Source organism: Reichenbachiella sp., assembly GCF_039944555.1.
Classification (GTDB): Bacteria; Bacteroidota; Bacteroidia; order Cytophagales; family Cyclobacteriaceae; genus Reichenbachiella.
This window is the reverse complement of record NZ_JBDUYN010000020.1, coordinates 100,731-122,610: the sequence shown is the minus strand read 5'-3', so window position 1 is coordinate 122,610 and position 21,880 is coordinate 100,731. Positions and strand designations below refer to the sequence as shown.

Here is a 21,880-nt window from a genome sequence, read left to right as displayed (position 1 = left end):
CTCGCCTACTATACCGTGCCAACCGTTCAAGGACGGCTTCGGACATTTAAGTTAACGAAACTTTACATCAAGCGCAATGATGTTTTAAGAATATCTTCACATTGCGGACAAATGAGAAGTGCTACCATGTTTGACAATACTATAGCTATTTCCAGAGTACTGTAAATGATACAGACAAAGGTTGGCATGCTCAAAAACATCCATCTTTTCAAGTGGATAATTCAGCATCCAACAAATCAAAATACGCATGGCCCTCCCATGTGTGGCAATAAGCACATTGTTTTCTTCTTTTCGAGACATTATAGTCGCGATAGCTTCTTTCTGACGTAGCATGACCTCTTTGGGAGATTCACCTTCACCCACACTTAAATCCAGATTGCCCTCTTCCCACCCAGCTACCGTGTCCAAGTATACTTTATGCATGATAGGGTCATAAGGTTGCCCTTCATGCTTGCCCCAACTGATTTCATCCAAACCGTTTAAAGCTTCATAAGGAATACCATTGGCTATAAACGATTGAACTGACTCTTTTGTACGCTTTAATTCTGAAGTATATATTTTATCGAATGAAATATGCTTATAGGATTGGAAAAACTCAACAGCTTGCCTCCTACCAGTGGCATTGATGGATGAATCAATTCCTCGTCCTTGAACTTTATTTTCAAGGTTGTAATCCGTCTGACCATGGCGGATCATGTATATATTTTTGGTTTTCAAGCGAATTGTCTTTTTGTTTGTATCAGGCGAATATAATCCAGTAATTGAAAGAAAGTATGTTCCTCCCCCTGTTTACTCTAGAAGGCATCAATGCTTTCTCAAAAGACTCCATGGTCGATCACATTGGTATTGAATTTACCGAGATCGGCGAAGATTACTTAAAAGCTACTATGCCTGTAGATGAACGTACCATACAGCCCCTGAAACTTCTACATGGTGGTGCATCTGTAGCCTTGGCTGAAACGCTGGGTAGCGTAGCTGCAACTATGACAGTAAATCCAGAAGAAAAATATTGCGTCGGTCTTGAAATTAATGCTAATCATATCAAGAGTGCCAAGAGTGGCAAGGTTGAAGGAATTGCACGTCCCTTGCACCTTGGAAAAAAAACCCAGGTTTGGGAAATAAAAATCAGCAATTCCGACGAACAACTCGTATGTGTTAGCAGAATTACTATGGCTGTTATAGACAAATAATAATGGAATCAAGCAAACAACTCTCTAGCCCTACTTTGGCATCTGCTTTCATTGAAAAATTAGAATCTCTTTTCAATACCGGAATAAAGATGGACTTGCCATTTGCCATTTGGAGAAACCCTCAGGAAACCGCCATACATTCTGCTCTTCAGCTCGATCGAGAAAGTAAAGTACCAGCCGAAATAGAGAATGCAGCGACAGGCTTTATGGTAAGTCCTTTTGAAATTTCAGAAGGTCATGGGGCCCAGTTCATCAAATCTGATGTTTTGCTGGATAGTGATCTAAACGAAATACTGTTAAGTCCGGGACTTAAGGACAATACAGGCAAGTTTGAGAAATTTCTGCAGTCTTTTTCGGCCATTCAAAATGATAATAAATTCAACTATAGAGATTTTCTGGAAGCGCCAACACCCTTTAGATCATCAAAGGAAGCTTTCATTTCGTTAGTCCAAAAATGCAAGACATCCATATCCGAAGGGTATTACCAAAAGATTGTGCCTTCGAGAAGAGAAAAATTCAGATTGGATAGGAATTTTCATCCAGTGAAAGAACTTGTCAAACTTTGTGAGGCGTACGAAAATGCATTTGTTTCATTGGTCTATTTACCCAATCAAGGTTTATGGCTTGGTGCTACTCCTGAGCTATTGATTTCAGTAGATGAAGATCATATCTTTAAGACTATTTCTCTGGCCGGTACTCAAGAAATAAGCCCCGGATTCGAACTTTCGCAAGCCAGCTGGACGCAAAAAGAAATAGAAGAACAGGCACTTGTAAGTAGGTACATTGTCAATTGCTTTAAGAAAATACGTCTGCGCGAGTTTGAAGAATATGGTCCCAAAACTGTGAAAGCAGGAAACTTGATTCACCTCAAAACCATTTTCTCAGTGAACATGCAAGAGGTGAATTTCCCTCAATTGGGAAGTGTCATGTTGGACTTGCTCCACCCCACCTCCGCAGTCTGTGGTATGCCAATGCTGCCGGCGGCCAAATTCCTACAGGAAAATGAGTCCTACGATAGAGAATACTATAGTGGCTACCTGGGACCGGTCAACTATGATGGTCAAACTTCCTTGTACGTAAACTTACGATGTGCCAAAATATTCAAAAGTAGTATGATACTATTTGCAGGTGCAGGGGTAACCGAAGATAGTGACCCGGAAAAAGAATGGAACGAGACCGAAATTAAGTTTCAGACACTTCTTAACGTTATCCAAGCCTAGCGCATGAACCTTCAACCAATATTCAATCTGGCACAAATTTGTCATTTGAAGGGTATCAAACATGCTGTAATTTCTCCAGGCTCGAGAAATGCTGCTCTCACCATTGCCTTTGTTAGACATCCTCAAATCAAATGCTACAGTGTACCTGATGAACGTTCTGCCGCCTTTATGGCATTGGGTATAAGTCTTAAAACTGGCAGGCCTACGGCGTTGATTTGCACCTCTGGGTCAGCAGCTCTCAATTATGCTCCTGCAGTGGCAGAAGCATATTTTAATCAAGTACCACTACTGATCTTATCAGCTGATCGGCCACCAGAATGGATAGGCCAAAGGGATGGGCAAACTATCTATCAGGATAATTTATTCGGAAGGCACATCAAAAAATCATTCATATTTCCTTCATTGGAAGAAGACCAAGAGTCCAATCAGCGTGGACAAGAAATCATCAATGAAGCCATCAACACTAGTATTTCTGAAGATAAGGGTCCGGTTCATGTAAATATTCCATTTAGAGAACCCTTCTACCCGGATGAAACTACTATTTACGAGTACAGCAATGGAGTTGAGCTCATAGAGCCTATGCTTCCCATTTCAGAAAACTTAGATCAGTCTGCGGTCGAAATTTCAGGCTATAAAAAGATCCTTCTCGTTGTAGGACAATCAGCAAAGGATGACTCATTAAATGCGTTATTGAGCAACCTTTCGTCACAGCATGACATCCCTATCGTTTCAGATATAATATCTAATGCAAATGATGTGGCGGGCGTTATTACCAGTCAGGATGTTTTTCTCAAAGAACTCAAAGACGACAGGCTCAAACCAGATTTACTAATTACAGTAGGATTATCAGTAATTAGTAAAAACTTAAAGATCTTCTTAAGAAATAACAGACCTAAAGCACATTGGCACATGCGGAGAGAAGAGAACGTGCCTGACACTTATTTGGCGTTGACCAGACATATTTCTAGTGACGCCAAAGACTTTCTTCAAGCCCTTTCGGCAAAATTCAGCAAAAACGAAAGCCAAGCAGCTTTTCAAAAGACTTGGCAAGAAATCAATAATCGAACGAAAACTCACATTGAACGATACGATTCAAAATTCTTCTCGGATTTCAATAGCTACAAAAAAGTCCTTGATTCTTTACCCGTTGGCATTGATTTACACCTTGCGAATAGTATGGCAGTTCGATATGCCAATGTGATTGGCCTAAAGCCAAAACAGAATATTGAAGTGTATTGCAATCGGGGCACGAGCGGAATAGATGGGTCTAACAGCACAGCCATTGGATCCGCGCTCATGACTGACAAACAAGTTTTCTTGCTTACAGGAGATATGGCTTTTTTGTATGATAGAAATGCTTTTTGGCATAATCATCTGACTGACAATATGCATATTGTGGTCTTCAATAATCATGGCGGTGGCATCTTTCGAATGATAGATGGTCCGTCAAAGCAACCAGAACTACAAGAATTTTTCGAAACCAGGCAGAAAAAAGACGCCAAACTAGTTGCCCAGGAATATGAATTCGAATACTATTCCAGTCAAAGTGAAAACGAGTTAATCCAGGTGCTTCCTAAGTTTATGCAAAAAGGAAAAAGGAAAATATTGGAGATTTTCACAGATGCAGAGCAAAGCAAAGTGGCGTTTAAAGAATTATTCCGGAAACTATCCGATTGACCAAATAGCCAATTATATTCAGTCTGTTTAGGAAACATGCTAAAAACCGATAAGATGCTTTTTGAACTAATGAATTTGTGTACATTCCATGCGGATTACCTCATGATTCCGTGTAATTTTGGCTTCAAATTTTAGACATATGAGTACAACATTCGACTGGAAAACAATTAAAGAATATTCCGATATCAAATTTGAATTTTTTGAGGGTATCGCTAAGATCACAATCAACAGACCTGAGGTTTACAATGCCTTTCGTCCTGAAACGAATATAGAAATGCTGGAGGCCATGGATGTATGTCGAGAACGTACCGACATCAATGTGGTAGTGCTCACCGGTATTGGAGACAAGGCATTTTGTTCTGGCGGGGACCAAAATGTAAAAGGCAAGGGAGGATATATTGGTGAGGATGGTGTTCCTCGTTTAAATGTTCTTGATCTACACAAGAAAATCCGATCATTGCCAAAGCCGGTCATTGCCATGGTTAACGGCTATGCCATTGGAGGCGGTCACGTGCTGCATGTGGTTTGTGATTTGACTATTGCGTCAGACAATGCCAGGTTTGGGCAAACAGGTCCAAAAGTAGGGAGTTTTGATGGAGGGTTTGGCTCGTCCTATTTGGCTCGACACGTTGGCCAGAAGAAGGCGCGTGAGATTTGGTTCTTATGCGAGCAGTACACCGCCGAGGAAGCTGAAAAAATGGGAATGGTAAACAAAGTAGTTTCACTGGACCAATTGGAAGCAACAACTGTCGAATGGTGTCGTACCATTATGAAGAGAAGTCCGTTGGCGGTAAGAATGATCAAGCGTAGTCTCAATGCTGAGCTGGATGGCCAGCATGGAATCATGGAAATGGCTGGAGACGCCACTTTGATGTATTACCTGATGGAAGAAGCCCAGGAAGGCAAAAACTCATTTTTGGAAAAGAGAGATCCTGATTTCGATAAATTCCCTAAGTTTCCATAAAAACATGCGACCAACCACCTACATTTTCATCATTCTTTTACTTCTCCAAACCTGTGCACCCGCAAAGGTGGTTAAGTTCTTGAATGATGAACTTGACTATAGTCAGTACAAAACTTATCGACTCATCAACTATAAGAGTGATGACAAATCATATGACGAGGAAGGTCTGGCTTTTTTCACTCATGTTGAAAATGCGATCAATAAAAACATGACGGACAAAGGCTACTTAGCTCGCGATAAGCCCGATTTGATCACCAGATACGAAATCGTTTCTACAACTACAACGGAAAGTAACAATAGAAACTACGACCCTTACGGCTACAACAATCGCTATTATTCCCCATCCGGCTGGAATTCAGTGAAGCGTACTGAGGGCGTTATATTGATTGAGATTCGTGATCGAAAGAAAAAAAAACTGGTTTGGCAAGGAAGCCTCGATCTAAAATACTCTAAAAAAACAGAGCCCCAGGTTACACTATCAGAGTCGATCGATAGAATTTTCACAACTTATCCCTATAGTGCAGGATCGAATGAAAAAGTTATTTTAGAGTAATTCGGGTACGTAAATCTGTGATATTGCCCTCAATGTTTTTCAGATACCTGCGACTACCAAGGTATCTGTTTTTGTTAAATTCATCATAATTGGATGACGCTGGATCAATCGAGCTTATTCGTACCCGCTTCGAAGCATGAATAAACTCCCCGTTGCCTAACCAAAGTCCAACATGGGTAGTCTTTTGTTTTGTAGAATCGGTAGCAGGTTTTCCAAAGAACAGTAGATCTCCTTTTTGTAGTCCATCAAAACTCATACTTTGATCGACCACCCTACCTGCATTAATTTGCTGAGAAGCGTCTCTGGGAATAACCAATCCATTCATAAAGTAAACTGTCTTAGTGAACCCACTACAATCCATACCTTTGGCTGAAGTGCCTCCCCACAAATAAGGTGTTCCCATCAATTGCCTTGCGTAGTATTCAATCAATTCACCTGAAGAACCCAAACTACTCAACCAACTTTCATAGTCCTTGACACCACTTTTTTCTATACGTCCTATTCTTCCATCCGGAAAACGAACAATCACGTATTGATCTAAATCATCCATCCTTTCAAGTACATTACCGAGTACCACATCTGAGATAGTCTGTGCAGTAATTTCTTCGTGGTAGACAGTCGCGTTAACTTCTGTTACTATGACCTTTTCAGTATTCTGCCAGTTCATTATCTGTTCACTTGTTTTAAGAGTAACCCCACCATGATCAACCCAAGAAATGTAATCATCAGGAGTTTGTACCAAATACCATTCTTTGGCAATTTTCAGTACCTTGAGTAGAGTTCCTAAGGTGGCTTGTGTAGCCAGTTCTGCCGAATGTCTAGGTTCACTTCTCAGATTCGATACAGAGTTGTTTACAATGGCATATGGATACTGATCTGCCGATGAATCCGGTAATAGTGTAACCTTATCATCGATTTTCAAATCTGAAGTGGACAAATAATCCATTAAGATCGCTACAGCTTCAGGCTGGTCTGATTCTCCTGACAGCTTTAATCTTCCGTCCTTATAATTAATATCAATATCAAATCTGGCTACCCTCCTATCAGGCGCATAAACCTGGCGAATACTATCTTTGATTGCAATCACCTTCCCCAATTCTTGGATGGACCGATTTTGTTGACATGAAAACTGAACAAGTAAAATGGCTAGAGATAACCACTTATTTTTGATATTCATTGAATCATTATTTTAATTAGATCATTACGCATTGAATCATTATCTCATTGGCTCATTGAATCCTTAGCTCATTGAATCATTGGTTCATTGGCCACACTAAGCTACAAAATTATTAATTCAGGCATTTGATGAATCCTACAATAAAATAGAGGAATCAAATTGCTTTGGAGATGGTCGATTCTTAGTTTTGCTGCAAACAAAACAAATTAGATGCAGAAGCCTTCCATTCCTAGAGGAACACGAGATTTCGGACCTATCCAAATGGCCAAAAGAAATCATATTTTCAATACTATTCGGTCTGTATATGAGCGTTATGGCTTTGCACAACTAGAGACACCAACTATGGAGAACCTTTCGGTTCTGACTGGCAAATATGGTGATGAAGGCGATCAACTGCTATTCAAAGTACTTAACTCCGGAGACTTTTTGTCCAAAACAGCACCAGAGGACTATAAAGAAGGAAGCAAAAAGATGCTTACTAAGATTTCTGAAAAAGGGCTGAGATATGACCTCACAGTTCCTTTTGCCAGGTATGTGGTGATGCACCGAAACGAAATCTCTTTCCCCTTTAAGCGATACCAAATCCAACCGGTTTGGAGAGCAGATAGGCCTCAGAAAGGCAGATATCGTGAATTCTATCAATGTGACGCTGACGTGGTCGGTACGAATTCGCTGATTTGTGAAGCAGAGATCATAGCCATGATCAATGAAGTATTTACCAAACTTAAATTGCCTGATTTCACGATTAAAATTAATAACAGGAAAATTTTAATTGGAATTACCGAGGTGATAGGCGCTCAAGGCAAAGAGGCAGAGTTCTGCGTAGCCATTGACAAGTTGGACAAAATAGGTATTGACAAGGTCAATGAAGAATTGCTACAAAAAGGATTTTCTGAAGAAAATATCCAACTACTGAAACCAGTATTTGGGTTCGAAGGGTCGATTAGTAACAAGTTGAGCTTTTTAAGCGACTATTTCAGTTCAAGTGAAATCGGTCTCGAAGGTGTAAGAGAGACGGAAGAAATCTTGAGCTACTTAAAATCCTACCAACTCGAAAATGACCATTTGGAACTAGATCTTACTCTAGCCAGAGGACTTTCATACTATACAGGTACCATTTTTGAAGTGAAGGCCAATGGTGTGCAAATCGGAAGCATTACTGGAGGTGGTCGCTACGATAACCTTACCGGCGTGTTCGGACTAAAAGAGGTCTCTGGTGTGGGCATTTCGTTTGGGGTAGATCGTATCTATGATGTGCTGGAAGAACTTAACTTATACCCGGAATCTACGGCGACTCAGGTGCAGGTCATGATTGTTAACTTTGGCGAAGAAATGACAAGCGTTGGTATTCAGTTGCTTCAATCATTAAGAAACGAAGGCATCCGGGCGGAGATTTATCCAGATGCATCCAAAATGAAGAAACAAATGACTTATGCTAATAATCTCAACATCCCGTTCGTTGTGCTGATAGGTGAAGATGAAATCAATGCGGGTAACTATACTTTGAAAAATATGGCAGATGGCGAACAAGCTGCTTACAAAAGCGATGATCTTATTTCTAAAATCAAGAATAGTCGCTAGATTGATAACTTTTACCCACTAAGTGGGATTTTATGTCTCGATGCTTGCGTCGAATAAACAAAATTTCAGTCAACTCAAACCTTGCGAACATGTCTCAAGGCAGTTGATTTGAAGGATTTCCGAATCAAATTTATAACCATTGAATCTAAGTAATCTCCATTATAAAATTCTGGTTTTGCTGTTTTTGATCACAGCAACGGTTCATGCTCAGCACACGAGTATACAAGGGAGATTTACGATTGATTTTGTGAAAGGATGTACAGGTATGACTGTAAATGTAACTACCGCTACCGGATGGACAGACGCCCAGTACTGGTACGAAGGGTTTGATTTGGGTACAGCCGGGGATGTTTCTGGAAGCTATACCTATACTACACCAGGGGAATTCTATGTGGCCATGTTAGTCTCTAACGACGTGCCAGAAAAACTGGATTCGATTCGAATTGAGGTCCTTGCTCCGGAATTACCTCAATTCACTATTCACAATTGCGCGGCTCATAATGTTCGTATTGAAATAGAAGATACTTATTATGACAGCTATTTTGTCGAATTTACAAATACAGACAACCAAGAAATAGGGCCGCAATCCTTTACTTCAGCTTACAACTATGGCGTGCAAGGCAACTATCGTATAGACGTCACCGGCAGGTTCAGTAATGGCAACAATGCCACTTGCGGAACAGATAATCGGGCATTCAACAGTATCAACACAATAGTAAGTCCGGTTCTTACTTCGGTCGAAACCACAGATGAAGCTTCAAATGGAGAATTACAATTAGGATTTACCCTAGGTGACGATATTATCTACAATCTAGAGAGCTCCACAAACGGAACCGACAACTTCGAGTCCATTTCTGTATTGTCCGGAGCGACCGCTACCCTATCTAACCTCAATACTGAAAGCGCCTTTTATTGCTATAGAATCAATACCTACGACGCTTGCAACGACCTTACACTTTTATCTGACGTTATTTGTTCGGTATACTTTGATGTAGCAGGTACAGAACAAGCCAATACCATTTCGTGGCAAACCGATACGGTGCAAGCCAATTCTTACAACATCATTAGAGATGGAGACCTTTTGATTAATATAACCAATTCATCTACCATCAGTTATGACGACAGTGAGGTGATTTGCAATAAGGAATACGTGTACAATGTCCAGCCTATTTTCACTTCAGGCTCTTCAGTATCAGTCGATACGGCCGTCATTGCCAACAAATCAGCGAGTCTGCCCGCTATCGGATATCCTTCATCTACTGTTAACATTGACAATAATGTTGAGCTCACTTGGGGACCGCCGGACACCGGTGAGATTCCGTTCAGACGATACGTGATAGAAAGAAACATCAGAGACCGTGCCTGGAGGTTTTATGATTCTTCTGAGGACACTACATATACGGATACTGAAGCCACATTTGTCGGTCAACATGCCTATAGAATCAGGTACGATGATGATTGTGGCAACTTAGCGATACCATCACCGGCTACCATACCTATGATTATAGAACAGGGAGCCGTGAGAGGTAAAGAGGTAAATTTCAATTGGAGCAAGTATGAGACTTGGCTCAATGGAATTCGCAGCTACACCATAGAGCGAATAGACGAAACCGGCAACCTGCTAGAGGAGTATACAGTTTTTAGTGGACGCGAAAAGGCAGTAGAATTTTCCCCCAATGACTCTGAGAATAAACTGATAAGAGTTCGAGCTGAATCACTAGACCCAACCCCTCAATTTACTTATTCAAATATTATTCTTACCGAACTAAGTACCACGATGTTCCTACCCAACGTGTTCACTCCCGATGATGATGGGCTCAATGATAAATTCGTTGCCAAGGGACCGAAGGTATTTAACTTTGAACTGGAAGTGTATAGTCGATGGGGCGTTTTAATCTTCTCAACCACGGACAATTTCAATGGGTGGGATGGTAAAATAAATGATTTGGAAGCTCCAGAAGGCACTTATATTTACAAAATATATTATGAAGACGCCGAAGGACGAAAATACGATCAATCAGGGTCGATGTTACTCATGAGAAAAGGATAGCGATATGTTTGATATGATGAAAATGATGGGCAAGGTGAAAGAGGTTCAGGAAAAGATGAAAGAAGCTCAGGAGGCCTTGGCTCAAATAGAAGTAGAAGGGGAATCAGGAGCCGGTCTTGTAAAGGCCGTGGTGAATGGTAAAAAACAAGTCATCAAGGTCGAAATCGATGACTCATTGGTAAATACTGCGGATAAAGATATCGTGCAGGATCTGATTGTTGCAGCCATAAACAAAGCCATGGATGAGGCCGATATTCTCGCCAAGGAGCATATGCAAAAACAGACTGAAGGTATCATGCCAAATATTCCGGGGTTTGACTTAGGAAGTATGTTTAATGGCTAATGTAGCCGTTGTCATATTAAATTATAATGGAGCACAATTCCTGGAACAATTCCTGCCTTCGGTAATCGAGCATAGCCAAGTCGCTGAAGTAATCATAGTGGACAACGCCTCCACTGATTCATCTCTGAAGTTCTTAAAAGGAAATTACCCTGATCTTCGTCTCATTCAATTTGAAGAAAACTTAGGCTATACCGGTGGGTATAATGCGGCGATCAATCAGCTGGATCATGACTACTGCGTATTGCTCAACTCGGACATCGAAGTCACTTCCAATTGGATAGAGCCCGTCGTTGATTACATGGAAAAAAATCCAGACGTAGCGGCCTGCCAGCCTAAAATTCTTGACTACAACGACAAAGAAAAATTTGAATATGCCGGGGCCTCAGGTGGTTTTATAGATACAATGGGTTTTCCTTATTGTCGAGGTCGGGTATTCGATACACTGGAAACTGACAAAGGACAATATGATAACATCGCCGCCATCACCTGGGCCACTGGAGCCTGCATGTTTGTGAGAACGACAGATTTCAAAAAAGCCGGTGGTTTTGATGTAGACTTCTTTGCACATATGGAAGAGATTGATCTATGTTGGCGTTTTCGTCTCATGGGCCGATCCTTGTTCTGTATTCCTGAAAGCAGGGTGTATCATGTTGGCGGAGGCACTTTGAACAAAATCAATCCACGCAAGACCTATCTCAATTTCAGGAACAACCTGTCTTTATTGTTTAAGAATGAAAGTAGCTTCAACCTGCTTTGGAAGTTGCCGTTGAAATTCGGTCTAGACTGGGCCGGAGCAATAAAATTAGGCCTTAGTCAATCTTGGGGACATTCATGGGCCGTCCTAAAGGCACAAGTCGATTTCCTGATTATGCTACCAAAAAACATGAAGAAAAGGAAACGGATCAATAGGACTCATGTCTCTAAAATACAAAACTCTTCATTCCTTTTACCGTATCAATATTTCGTCAAGGGAAAAAATACCTTTGATAAGTTACACCAAAAACCATAGCTGTGTCCGCTGAAGCAACCAGCATTTTGCTCTTCTCTGATACCCACATCGGTTTTGACCATGCACCCAATAATAAGCCAGGTAAAAATCGCAGAAGAGGCCCTGATTTTTTTCAAAACTTCAAATATGTCATTGACAAAGCCATCGAGTTGAAGGTAGACTACCTCATACACTGTGGGGATGTATTCGAAAAGCAAAGCGTACCGACTTTCCTGGTAGATCAGACCTATGCTGAGTTTCTCAGAATTGCCAATGCCGGCATCAAGCTTGTTATTGTACCTGGCAACCATGAAAGATCAGTTTTACCGCCTTCTCTTTTTCTAAATCACGACAACATTTACATTTTCGATTCTCCACAAACATTTTCCTTTCCTGACTTGTCGGTATCAGGATTTCCATATTATCGAGGTGATATTCGAAGCTTGTTTCCATCGTACAAAGAGGAGATAGAAAGTCAATTGAATCCCGAGAATTTCAATCTGCTATGCGTGCATCACGCGATAGACGGTGTGAAAGCTGGGTTCAATTTTTTCGAATTTAGAAACAGAAAGGATACGCTGGACATCAATGATCTACCAGGACAGTTTGATTTGATTCTGTCCGGTCATATTCACAAGCATCAAATTCTTAATACCACCAATTCCAAGGGGGATTCCGTACCAATTATTTATAGTGGGTCAACAGAAAGAACCATGTTCGATGAAATAGAAGAAGTGAAAGGTTGTCATACATTCAAAGTAGAAGGAAAGAAGTTCAAACATCAATTTCACCCTATTACCACTCGATCTATGCATAGAATAGACCTTAAATCTAAATCTATCCAGGTCGAACAAGTAGCTGACTTCCTGGTCGAACAAATAGCAAATTTCGACAGAGACTCTATTGTTCAACTTATTGCCGAAGAAGAGGCCATACTCTATGAATTGTCAAGGCTAAAAACAAATGGTTTTTTCGCCAACACCATGAACATTACCATTTCTGGCTTTTCGGTATTGCACCGCTTCAAACAAGAATAGCGTACAACCTTGCCTAACCATCAATGCCTGAAGCTTCAGAAAATCTTGTGATTAAAAAACTTACGGTGGATCAAGTCAAAAAATTTGAATTAGAATAATTCTAGTTTTCTATTTCCTCCAGATGGTCCAGATCGTATTCATCTGGGAAAGGGCTAATCTTTTCTTTGACCCGTTTTTCTTTGATTCGTTGCTCATCTCCGTTTTCTTCTTTTTCTTTCTTTTTGACTGAGCGCCGTCCGAACAGAAAATTGACTCCAACTCTCATATTGACATTCTGTATCTTGCGCACATCAGTAAAACCGATGACATTGTCGACCGAAGTGTATAACTGCATAATACCCAGTCGAGCTGCAAACCCACCACCAACAGCAAAACCCTGACTTGGCTTTTTAGAGACTGATGTCGAAACTGTAAGCATCTTACCCAACCGATGGGTATATCCAACACCATAGGTAAAACTCATTTTACCTAAATCATTTTTTGTCATGATAGTTGCTGTTACTGTTCCTTTTGGAATTACCTGATAAGAACCAGACAGAAACATCCGGGTATTGAGCTTCGACTTAAAATTATTAGTTGTTTCTACATAGTCAAACAACTGATCTAGTGTGTCAGCCAGTATATCACCTGCATTATCCAAATCACGAAGGTCCAGGCCTCCAAATGCGACTTCCGACTCAATAAGCTCGTAATTCTTAACGCCTTCCTCCCAGTTTATGCTGCCAATATCGTTTATAGCCAATGCTACTTTTAGTTTTGGACTGATTTCGAGATCTGCTCCAAAATCAAAGCCATACCCTTTGTTTGCATTGCTTACCAAATATCCATCTTCGTCAAAAGAGTCAAAACCGGCTGTATTAAAAACAGGTCGGTTTGTTCCTACCTGCACGGTATACGATTGAGCATCAGTAAGGAAACTAACATATGCATCTTCATCCACTTGTGCATGCGCAAATCCTTGAAGATATTTCAATCTAAATCCAACTCTGAGTTTTTTATTACCCATTATCAACAATTGATGAGAATATCCTATACCATATTCCCTATAATAAGTTCCCCCGCCTCGAATATTGTTTTCTCTTACCTCTTCTCCCAAAAACTCACCATTACCATACAACAGATATTCCATTACTCGTTTAGGATAGTAAAAACTACTTTTTGCTCTTTCATTAGCGAAAAGTTGAACAGCACCATTTTTCCCAATATGGAAACCGAGTTGAAACAGGGAAACAGAGGCATTGAAACTTAACCTGTCGCCATCTTTCATATTGGCCAACAAGCGCTCCGAATCGAGTTGCACCGAATCTGTTCCTTCAACGGCGGTAAAAACGTCGTTATAATTAAAGCTGTTATTGATATTTGTACTAACACCCGAAAGAAGCGGTAGTGAAATATAAAAATCAGCATCCGGAAAAAATACAGGGTTGAATATGCTGTTCTGCGGTGTTTGCTCGCCTAAGTGATAAAAAGACAGGTCACTTTGCGCGTTTAAAACCGTTGAGCCTATGAGTGCAACGATGATAAGTATGTTAGTTTTAATCATCTTAATCATAGCTCTATAGTTACTTCGCCCGCAAGAGACAATTCTACTTTCAGTTTATAATCAGCGTAAAGGGTTATAAATCGGTCTTTATCAGATTCGAAAGTGGAGATATTCGCCACTGCTAAAACCTTTTCGGCAATGAGTAGTGCATCTATTCCCTCTTGCGTTAAAGAAATACCGGAGGTGGATATCATCGCCTCTGTACTTTTCCCATCCGTTCCAACCGTCGGAGATTCAATCGCGGCAGCGTCTAACAATTCATACAATATATTGCCATTAGCATCTGCAAATTTGAGATCTATAGAACCAGAAAATGGAATTTCATTCGTTGATATTAGATTGAAGGTTAGGCTTTCTGCTTCATCAATATCGAGACCATCCAAATCAAACTCGAAATCTACAGAAAAGCCATCCATCTGAAACTGCATGGGAATGATGATCACGCTCTTTACTTTTATTTCACTGCTCGCTAATAAAAAATTAGGATCTCTTGTGGTTCCTACAGGATTGGGTACTCCTGAAATGGTGAATTCCATGGCAGTCGGTGCTGAGTTCAGCAGTTCATCTATATTACTGTTCTCATTGTTGATCATAACGGTATCAACCTTAACTTCCCCCTCTATATCCGGAGATGCTACTAGACCATCTATACCGGAGGCCTTCTCTGTCAACACTATTTCACTATTATCAGAAGCAATAGCCTTGACTTCATCAAAAGACAATTCGAAGTCCAAACCATAAGAATTTTTAGTGATCAGTAAGATACTTGGGTCTTCCAGTTTCAATCCGTCTCCCGAAAAATCATCGAGCGAGGGCATGGCAATCGTTTGGCTCTGCAGAGCAATTGGTTCACTGCCAAAATTTCCATATAATTTAGAGAAGCCAGGGTTATTAAATCCGAGGTCAAAAGTCATTTTATGCGAAGGAAGTACCTCCGTTCCTGAATCAAAACTGATCGTCCCGGTCACCTTTACCGCAAATTCATTTTCATCAGCAGAGTTTTTATAAAATTTTGATTTTAAACCACCCAAAGATCTCGAATAGCTATCTGTTACACTTCCACTTATATAGCTTAGTTGTTTAGTCTGAGTTAAATTCTCTTCGGTCTCAACATCCTGAGTTCCCTCAATCACCCATGTATAATCAATGTCACCTTTGAACGTAGATTCCATTTCAAAATCTAGCGTTCCAGAGCTAAAAAATAAAGAGTCAATTTCTTCTCCATTGTTCGCAGGAAATGAAAAGGTAAATGTTTGGTCCACATCAATCTTGTAACCAAACGGAGCTGCCGGTAAATTTACAGCTGGAGCAAATTCCTCCTGATTGGCCACAGAACCTATGGCAATTAGTTCGTTGTTACTACTGAAATCTGTGCTATCCTCAAAATAAAGAGCTATAGTTTGATCTTGGTCATTCACAACCAAGGACTCATTGTCCAGATCTTCAAGAAGCTCTAAAACGGTGTACTCCGAAAACCCGAGGCTGAGCGCTAAATGTGGTGAAATGGTTACTGGTTTTACTTTGTCTAAATCCTCAACGTGACAAGCTGTTGGAATAAACAAACAGGACCATGCGAGTGTCCTGAATAAAATGTTTCTCATAGCAGTTAAAAAAATGAAGCGGAAAATTACACTACACCTTTTCAAGAAGACTACAAACCTAAAGATAATATTTTTAGAATTGAACTTTTTCGATGAATGAATGGTATTCTACCATGTATCCTGTAGATCAGTAGGATTAAATTAAGGGGATTGAAATTATAGGTGGTTTGATTTAACCATAAGCATCAAAATGGTTGCTCTTATTTTCGTTTCAACTTTTGATATTGAGCGTTAGAATGAGTATTTTAGTTAGGTAAATCACACTTAAGCATCTAACCAAAAACCTTAATCCATTTTTCAAATTCCAATCTACTTCCAAAATCGGTGAAAATTAGCTTTGGAACATCAACAAAGAAGTAGAATAAAAGCCACTTGCATAAGTGGCTTTTTGCATTGATGCCATCAATTTATTAGGGCACAAAAACTATCTTACCCATCACTTTTTTGCTCGTAAGCTCATTCATGGCTTTAGCAACATTTTCCAGTGCATATTCTTTATGCACTTTTGCAACCACGGTACCTTCTTCCAACCACTTCACTATTGTTTTAAAGTTTTTTGCATTGACTTCAGGTTCGTTACGAAAGAAGCCTCCCCAAAAGACACCAACAATTGAGCACCCCTTGAGCAATGGTAGGTTGAGTGGAATTTTCGGTATATCTCCTGCCGCAAATCCGACCACTAAATACCTTCCTTTCCAACTAATTGCTCTCAACGCGGGTTCTGTAAATTTATCTCCGATAGGATCGTAAATTACGTCTACTCCTTTGCCATCCGTTAAAACCTTCGCCTGCTTTTTTAAATCTTCCTTCGAATAGTTGATGGTAAGATCCGCCCCCAGTGATCGGCAGTAATTTAGTTTTTCACCTGTGCTCGCCGCAGCGATGACTTTGGCTCCCAGAGCCTTCCCTATTTGTATGGCTGCCGTACCGACGCCTCCAGATGCACCCAATACCATCAATGTTTCTCCAGCCTTCAATTCTGCTCGATTCACTAAAGCATGATACGAAGTGCCAAAGGTCATCATAGTAGCTGCACACTGAACAAAACTGATACTGTCTGGAATTAGAAAGACATTAGAAGCCTTTCCTCTTACCTCCTCGGCAAACCCTCCCCAACCGGTGCCGGCCATAACCCGATCTCCTTCTTTCAGGTGGGTCACGTCCTGACCAACACTTTTAACAATACCTGCAACTTCTCCACCTGGAGAAAATGGCATCTCAGGTTGAAATTGGTACTTGCCTTCGATAATCAAGGTATCAGGAAAATTAAGCCCACTGGCTTTTACCTGTATTATTACCTCGTCCCTAGCCGGAATAAGTGATTCTATATCTCTGACCACCAAATTTTCGGGAGGTCCGTAGGATTCGCATAGAACTGCTTTCATTTTTAATTTTTTTTTAAACCATCATCAACTCAGGTTCAGACAAATAAATTAAATATCCGTCGACCTGATCGTATCCCATTTCACTTAAAATACTTTTGTACTCTTGCACCTGCCTCACATGTCCATCTGCTCGAGCTCCTGTCTTGTAATCGATCACAATCGCCTGATTGTCCTTCACTATCACCCGATCAGGACGCTTTAATTTACCGCTGGTGAGCAAGATAGAAGATTCGTTTTTGACTTCCCATTTCTGATTAAACCAATCCGCAATCTGTGGGATATTCCATATTTCCCGTAATTTTAATTTAATCTCAGCCATTTCATTATCCGTGAGTCCAAACTTTATCTGTGCCTTATTTAAGGCTGGAGTAAAGTCTTTTCGTGACTGAATCAATGAAAATACCCAATGAATGATCTGGCCATAATTAATAGAGTCTATTACCGCCTCTTCCAAGATTTGTCCCTTTTGTCTGAGTTTCAATCGTTGCTCTGGTGGCACAAAATCATTGACATTGAGAAAGACTTGATTAATCAGCGGCTTGTCATAGCTACTATACTCAGGCAGACGACCGATTCGAATGGGTATCAACTCGTCGTCCAGAAGAGATTTTTCCAGGCAATAGCTGTACAAGAGGTCTCCGACGTTGGAAATATTTTTGCTTTTCGCATTGACTTGCGAGACTACAAATAATGCCTCCTCTGCCCGGGTCAACGCCACATATAAAAGGTTAAGGTTATCGAGATAAATATCAGCCTTTTCCAGGTAGAAATCTTTTTCAAATACAGTTTGAGACAAGTCATTTTTGTAGCGAACAGGCACGTACGGCACCTGTTGCAATATCTCGGAGCCGTTCGTTTCACACCATAGTAATTGTTCATTGGTGCCAGAATGATCGAACTTCCATTGACAATATGGAACGATAACAACCTTGAATTGTAATCCCTTTGATTTATGCACGGTCATTAGCCGAATCGCTTCCTGGTCTTCTGAAACTTGTATGGACCGGGTATCGTGATCACTCCACCAATCAAGAAAATCGGTCAGACTATCATTTTCGTATTTCAGATAGTCTAAAACAAGGTCTTGAAATGCCAACAAATAAGCGTGATCATTTTGAACGACATACATTTTGAAATGATGAATAATTGCCTCTACCATCAGGGACAGATTCATTCTCGATAGTTGGTCTAGTGGTAATTCAGGCAGCTTTACCAATTCGCCTTTTGGTTCCAAACTGCTGGCATATTGCCGGTAAGCATACATCAATTGGCTCTTAGCCAGCTCTTGCGCAGGTGATGCTATCATTGCCAAACTCTGAAGGATAAGATGTACCGCCTTGTTGTTCTTTACATAAAGTGACTCATTGGATATCACCTCATATTTGTATCCATCTTCGCCCGAGGCCAACTGACACTCCATTAATCCTTGCACAATTTTCCTGCCTTGAGGATTGGTACGGACCAATATGGCTATATCATTCAATTGATAATTGGCATCTTGAAGCTGTTGCAGTTTTTTCACCAATTCACCGACTACATATTCATCAACATCATCAATGTCTTCATTTTTTTCATAAAAATGCAGGTCTATCAGTCCGTCACCAGATTCGTCAAATAACTCCTGCGAACTGCCGTGATAGGCGGCAATCATATTCAGATTCGATTTCACGGCTTCTCCCAATTGATTGCCCAAATGATTTTCAAGCATTAGAGGCGCGGCATGAAACAAATCATTGTTGAACTCAACAATAGTTTGTTTACTTCTCCGGTTCGTACTCAATCCTTCATCCTTGATCTGACTTTCACCAATGTCCTGTCGAATTTGCTCCAACAAGATTTTCCAGTTTCCACCGCGCCACCTGTATATGGACTGTTTGATGTCTCCCACTACCATTGAGAAATTTCCTGCACTGAGTGTATCCTGAATCAATGGTTTGAAATTGTTCCATTGCAATCCACTGGTATCTTGAAATTCGTCTATCAGGTAATGCTTATATCTGGTACCAACCTTTTCATAAATGTAAGGAGCGTCACTGTCATGTATGATCTCATTTAGGAATACGGGGAAGTCGGAAATCAATAGTAAATCATTGGCCTCCCTATAGTCGTTGATTTCTTCAGATATCCTCGACAATAAACCAAAGGTGTAGATGTACTTTATCACCTGATTTAATGATTGGTACTCTTTGTTATTTTCAAAGTAGTAGTCGATGGCTTTAGATAATTCATCCGCTAATCCTGCCACGAGTGCACTGTCAATAGCTACTCGAGCGTCAGCACCCTTGCTAAACCATTTGCCTTGCTCCAAGGCATCATAGACTCTCTTGCCGGGTTCGGCGAATTCACCATTACTCAATTTTTCCATGTAGCCACCAACGCCTGCGACTTTATAGGAAAAATCATCTCTTGTCAATCCATGTGCTTCCAGAATAGCATGAATACTATTTCCAATTACCGAAAGTCCCTGGACCAATTTTTCGCGACGATCATTAAGGCTTAGAATAAAATCGCTGATGAAATCAGGTTTGCCCAATTGGTCAAAAACCTTGTTTTTGTTCAGCACCAAAAATTCGTTGAATAGTTCTGAAGAAAGGCTTTTGATATCTTTTCGTGTATCCCATGATTTACCTTGATTGATTTGGTAAATAGCAAAGTCTGTCAACCATCTCACCAACTGAGGGTCATCAGCCATTTCGGCCAACATCTGATCGATCACCTCAGATATTACCTTAGGTTGATCAAGCTCTATTTTGAAGCCCGATTGAATCCCAATTTCACGCGCAAACGATCGAACAATTTTCTGAAAAAAAGCATCAATAGTCGTCACGGCAAAGAAGGAATAGTTGTGCAAAATGCTTCGTAGCAGCTTATCAGCTCGAGCTGATAATTGGGTTTCTGAGATACTCAGTTCTTTTGTCAAATCACCAGACATGTGGTGATACCCTTTCGCCAGTTGTTCGAGTGTCTCCAGGATTCTGGACTTCATTTCTTCAGTGGCCTTATTCGTAAACGTCACCGCCAATATCGTCTTGAAGTAATCTGGGTACTGTAGGGCCAGTCTAATATAATTATAGGTAAGAATATAGGTTTTTCCCGACCCTGCGGACGCTCGATATATGCTAAAATTCCTGATAGTGAATAGGAGTTAATTTCTCCTAAGAAAGTCAATATGAGGCTCTGAAACAAAAAAGCCGAAGACTAATTCTTCGGCTTTTTTCATCTGCAATTCTTATTCTTAGTCTTTTTTATCCTCTTTCTCTTTTTCCTCTTGCTCCTTCACATGATCTCCTTCTTCTAGATTCTTGGATACGGCCAGGTATGGCCCGGTGATAACCTTATCAGACTCGTTCACACCTTCCACAATTTCTATATTATCGAAGTCGCTGATTCCTGTTTTAACAATCCTCAATTCTGCCACACCATCCTTGTCCACAAAGACCACTTCTTTCAAATCTTCATCTCTATTTCGTTTGGTCTTATCGTCATCCTCTTCCTCATCACTCTTAGGTACCCTGGTAGTTACAGCACCTAGTGGTACCGAAAGCACATCTCTTTTGGTGTTTGTGATAATATCTACGCTAGCCGTCATACCAGGACGGAATGGAACCTTGTTACTAGCGATAAGGTCTTGATACGAACTGTTTAATATCCGAATCTTAACTTCGAACTCAGTAACTGCATCCGGTGATGCTTTGGCATTAGCTGTATTGGCTATTGCGGTAACTCTTCCTTTGAATTTCTTATCTAGATATGAATAAGCATCGACATCAATCTCTACTTCATTGCCCACTGCTACTCTGACGATATCATTTTCGTTCACATCCACGCGGACTTCCATATTATTCAAATCTGCAATACGCATTAATTCAGTACCGGCCATCTGAGAAGTACCAACGACGCGCTCCCCTTTTTCCACATCCAGTTTGGATACAATACCATTCATAGGGGCCGAAATCGTAGTAAACATCAGGTTTTCATTTGCTTCTTTTACACTGGCTAAGGCACTTTGAACCACGTATCTTGCCGCATCCACATTCTTTTCGGCTGATGTGAGATCTTGCTCGGCAATTTTAAAATTCGCATCTGCCAATTCCATGTCTGCGTTAGATATGGCCTTGGATCCATGTAACTGCTTTTGCCGTTTAAATTCCAACTCAGAACGTTTGAAAGATGCCTTAGAAGAAGCTAATCTTGCCTCTGCATCTGCCAAGTTGGCTTTTTGTTGATTCAGTGCGGCCCGTGTCCTATCCAGTGCCGATTTGAGATTGTCGGGCTTCAATTTGATCAAAACATCTCCTATTGCCACCGAATCTCCTTCTTCAATATTGAGTTCGATAATTTCTGCTGAAACTTCGGGGCTGATCTTTACCTCAACTATTGGCTGAATCATACCTGATGCGCTCACTTTCTCCGTGATATCTACCTTCTTCACCTCACCATAGGTCACTTCAGTTTTATCGCGCTCTCCGATCCAACCCTTCTTTTTCCCTATTACGAGGAAAACGATCAATATTAATGCTCCGCCGATCAAACTATAGATCAGCTTATTGTTGTCTTTTTTCTTAGCCATG

At 40.6% G+C, this 21,880-nt stretch carries 17 protein-coding genes; 10 read left to right on the top strand and 7 right to left on the bottom strand.

Features of this window, described 5'->3' with window-relative positions:
• Positions 1–96: 96 nt before the first annotated feature.
• The gene (locus ABJD64_RS24970; protein ID WP_348181073.1) at positions 97–717 is read right to left on the bottom strand and encodes a histidine phosphatase family protein; all 621 of its coding nucleotides are present in this window, start codon (positions 715–717) and stop codon (positions 97–99) included.
• A gap of 56 nt (positions 718–773) precedes the next feature.
• Here ABJD64_RS24970 and ABJD64_RS24965 point away from each other — a divergent pair, with 56 nt between their 5' ends.
• The 5 genes from ABJD64_RS24965 (at position 774) to ABJD64_RS24945 (ending at position 5,604) form a co-directional block, all read left to right on the top strand.
• Positions 774–1,190, top strand: coding sequence for a hotdog fold thioesterase (locus ABJD64_RS24965; RefSeq protein ID WP_348181090.1), 417 nt, complete (start codon positions 774–776; stop codon positions 1,188–1,190).
• 2 nt (positions 1,191–1,192) lie between these two features.
• Positions 1,193–2,410, top strand: a complete 1,218-nt coding sequence (locus ABJD64_RS24960; RefSeq protein ID WP_348181072.1) for a chorismate-binding protein — start codon at positions 1,193–1,195, stop codon at positions 2,408–2,410.
• A gap of 3 nt (positions 2,411–2,413) precedes the next feature.
• The gene (menD, locus tag ABJD64_RS24955) at positions 2,414–4,087 is read left to right on the top strand and encodes a 2-succinyl-5-enolpyruvyl-6-hydroxy-3-cyclohexene-1-carboxylic-acid synthase (RefSeq protein WP_348181071.1); all 1,674 of its coding nucleotides are present in this window, start codon (positions 2,414–2,416) and stop codon (positions 4,085–4,087) included.
• Positions 4,088–4,226: 139 nt separating this feature from the next.
• Complete coding sequence (gene menB, locus ABJD64_RS24950) at positions 4,227–5,051, top strand: 1,4-dihydroxy-2-naphthoyl-CoA synthase (RefSeq protein WP_348181069.1); 825 nt, start codon at positions 4,227–4,229, stop codon at positions 5,049–5,051.
• A 4-nt stretch (positions 5,052–5,055) separates the two neighbouring features.
• Entirely contained in the window at positions 5,056–5,604 is a 549-nt protein-coding gene (locus tag ABJD64_RS24945; protein WP_348181067.1) for a DUF4136 domain-containing protein, read from the top strand.
• On the opposite strand, the gene ABJD64_RS24940 is transcribed toward ABJD64_RS24945, so the two are convergent.
• A complete protein-coding gene (locus tag ABJD64_RS24940) occupies positions 5,591–6,781 on the bottom strand; it encodes a C40 family peptidase (RefSeq protein WP_348181065.1) in 1,191 nt (396 codons plus the stop codon). The two genes, ABJD64_RS24945 and ABJD64_RS24940, sit on opposite strands and share 14 nt — an antisense overlap.
• 210 nt (positions 6,782–6,991) lie before the next feature.
• On the opposite strand from ABJD64_RS24940, the gene hisS reads away from it, so the two are divergent.
• From hisS to ABJD64_RS24915, 5 genes are all read left to right on the top strand, one after another.
• Positions 6,992–8,362: a histidine--tRNA ligase gene (gene hisS / locus ABJD64_RS24935; RefSeq protein ID WP_348181064.1), complete on the top strand. Its 1,371-nt coding sequence runs from the start codon at positions 6,992–6,994 to the stop codon at positions 8,360–8,362.
• Between the two features lie 139 nt (positions 8,363–8,501).
• Positions 8,502–10,412, top strand: coding sequence for a gliding motility-associated C-terminal domain-containing protein (locus ABJD64_RS24930; RefSeq protein ID WP_348181062.1), 1,911 nt, complete (start codon positions 8,502–8,504; stop codon positions 10,410–10,412).
• Positions 10,413–10,416: 4 nt separating this feature from the next.
• Positions 10,417–10,755: a YbaB/EbfC family nucleoid-associated protein gene (locus ABJD64_RS24925; RefSeq protein ID WP_348181061.1), complete on the top strand. Its 339-nt coding sequence runs from the start codon at positions 10,417–10,419 to the stop codon at positions 10,753–10,755.
• On the top strand, positions 10,748–11,764 hold the full coding sequence (locus tag ABJD64_RS24920; RefSeq protein ID WP_348181060.1) for a glycosyltransferase family 2 protein: 1,017 nt from the start codon (positions 10,748–10,750) through the stop codon (positions 11,762–11,764). The genes ABJD64_RS24925 and ABJD64_RS24920 overlap by 8 nt, the downstream gene beginning before the upstream one ends.
• Positions 11,765–11,766: 2 nt before the next feature.
• A complete protein-coding gene (locus ABJD64_RS24915) occupies positions 11,767–12,780 on the top strand; it encodes a DNA repair exonuclease (protein ID WP_348181059.1) in 1,014 nt (337 codons plus the stop codon).
• 100 nt (positions 12,781–12,880) lie between these two features.
• Here the strand turns inward: ABJD64_RS24915 and ABJD64_RS24910 are convergent, their stop codons facing one another.
• From ABJD64_RS24910 to ABJD64_RS24890, 5 genes are all read right to left on the bottom strand, one after another.
• Positions 12,881–14,332, bottom strand: a complete 1,452-nt coding sequence (locus tag ABJD64_RS24910; RefSeq protein ID WP_348181058.1) for a DUF5723 family protein — start codon at positions 14,330–14,332, stop codon at positions 12,881–12,883.
• Positions 14,329–15,924: a hypothetical protein gene (locus ABJD64_RS24905; RefSeq protein ID WP_348181057.1), complete on the bottom strand. Its 1,596-nt coding sequence runs from the start codon at positions 15,922–15,924 to the stop codon at positions 14,329–14,331. The genes ABJD64_RS24910 and ABJD64_RS24905 overlap by 4 nt, the downstream gene beginning before the upstream one ends.
• Positions 15,925–16,334: 410 nt before the next feature.
• A complete protein-coding gene (locus tag ABJD64_RS24900; protein ID WP_348181056.1) occupies positions 16,335–17,309 on the bottom strand; it encodes an NADPH:quinone oxidoreductase family protein in 975 nt (324 codons plus the stop codon).
• Between the two features lie 13 nt (positions 17,310–17,322).
• Positions 17,323–20,427 carry a UvrD-helicase domain-containing protein gene (locus ABJD64_RS24895; protein WP_348181089.1) on the bottom strand — a complete coding sequence of 1,035 codons (3,105 nt, stop codon included), beginning with the start codon at positions 20,425–20,427 and terminating at the stop codon, positions 17,323–17,325.
• Positions 20,428–20,544: 117 nt separating this feature from the next.
• Positions 20,545–21,879 (bottom strand): efflux RND transporter periplasmic adaptor subunit, encoded by a 1,335-nt coding sequence (locus tag ABJD64_RS24890; RefSeq protein ID WP_348181054.1) that lies wholly within the window; start codon positions 21,877–21,879, stop codon positions 20,545–20,547.
• Position 21,880: the final 1 nt, after the last annotated feature.

What these genes read in the sequence shown, in the direction of transcription:
- menD (WP_348181071.1), top strand. Translation starts at nt 2,414, where the DNA reads ATGAACCTTCAACCAATATTCAATCTGGCACAAATTTGTCATTTGAAG.
- hisS (WP_348181064.1), top strand. Translation starts at nt 6,992, where the DNA reads ATGCAGAAGCCTTCCATTCCTAGAGGAACACGAGATTTCGGACCTATC.
- ABJD64_RS24920 (WP_348181060.1), top strand. Translation starts at nt 10,748, where the DNA reads ATGGCTAATGTAGCCGTTGTCATATTAAATTATAATGGAGCACAATTC.
- ABJD64_RS24960 (WP_348181072.1), top strand. Translation starts at nt 1,193, where the DNA reads ATGGAATCAAGCAAACAACTCTCTAGCCCTACTTTGGCATCTGCTTTC.
- ABJD64_RS24945 (WP_348181067.1), top strand. Translation starts at nt 5,056, where the DNA reads ATGCGACCAACCACCTACATTTTCATCATTCTTTTACTTCTCCAAACC.
- ABJD64_RS24940 (WP_348181065.1), bottom strand. Translation starts at nt 6,781, where the DNA reads ATGAATATCAAAAATAAGTGGTTATCTCTAGCCATTTTACTTGTTCAG.
- ABJD64_RS24890 (WP_348181054.1), bottom strand. Translation starts at nt 21,879, where the DNA reads ATGGCTAAGAAAAAAGACAACAATAAGCTGATCTATAGTTTGATCGGC.
- ABJD64_RS24900 (WP_348181056.1), bottom strand. Translation starts at nt 17,309, where the DNA reads ATGAAAGCAGTTCTATGCGAATCCTACGGACCTCCCGAAAATTTGGTG.
- ABJD64_RS24905 (WP_348181057.1), bottom strand. Translation starts at nt 15,924, where the DNA reads ATGAGAAACATTTTATTCAGGACACTCGCATGGTCCTGTTTGTTTATT.
- ABJD64_RS24910 (WP_348181058.1), bottom strand. Translation starts at nt 14,332, where the DNA reads ATGATTAAGATGATTAAAACTAACATACTTATCATCGTTGCACTCATA.
- ABJD64_RS24965 (WP_348181090.1), top strand. Translation starts at nt 774, where the DNA reads ATGTTCCTCCCCCTGTTTACTCTAGAAGGCATCAATGCTTTCTCAAAA.
- menB (WP_348181069.1), top strand. Translation starts at nt 4,227, where the DNA reads ATGAGTACAACATTCGACTGGAAAACAATTAAAGAATATTCCGATATC.
- ABJD64_RS24925 (WP_348181061.1), top strand. Translation starts at nt 10,417, where the DNA reads ATGTTTGATATGATGAAAATGATGGGCAAGGTGAAAGAGGTTCAGGAA.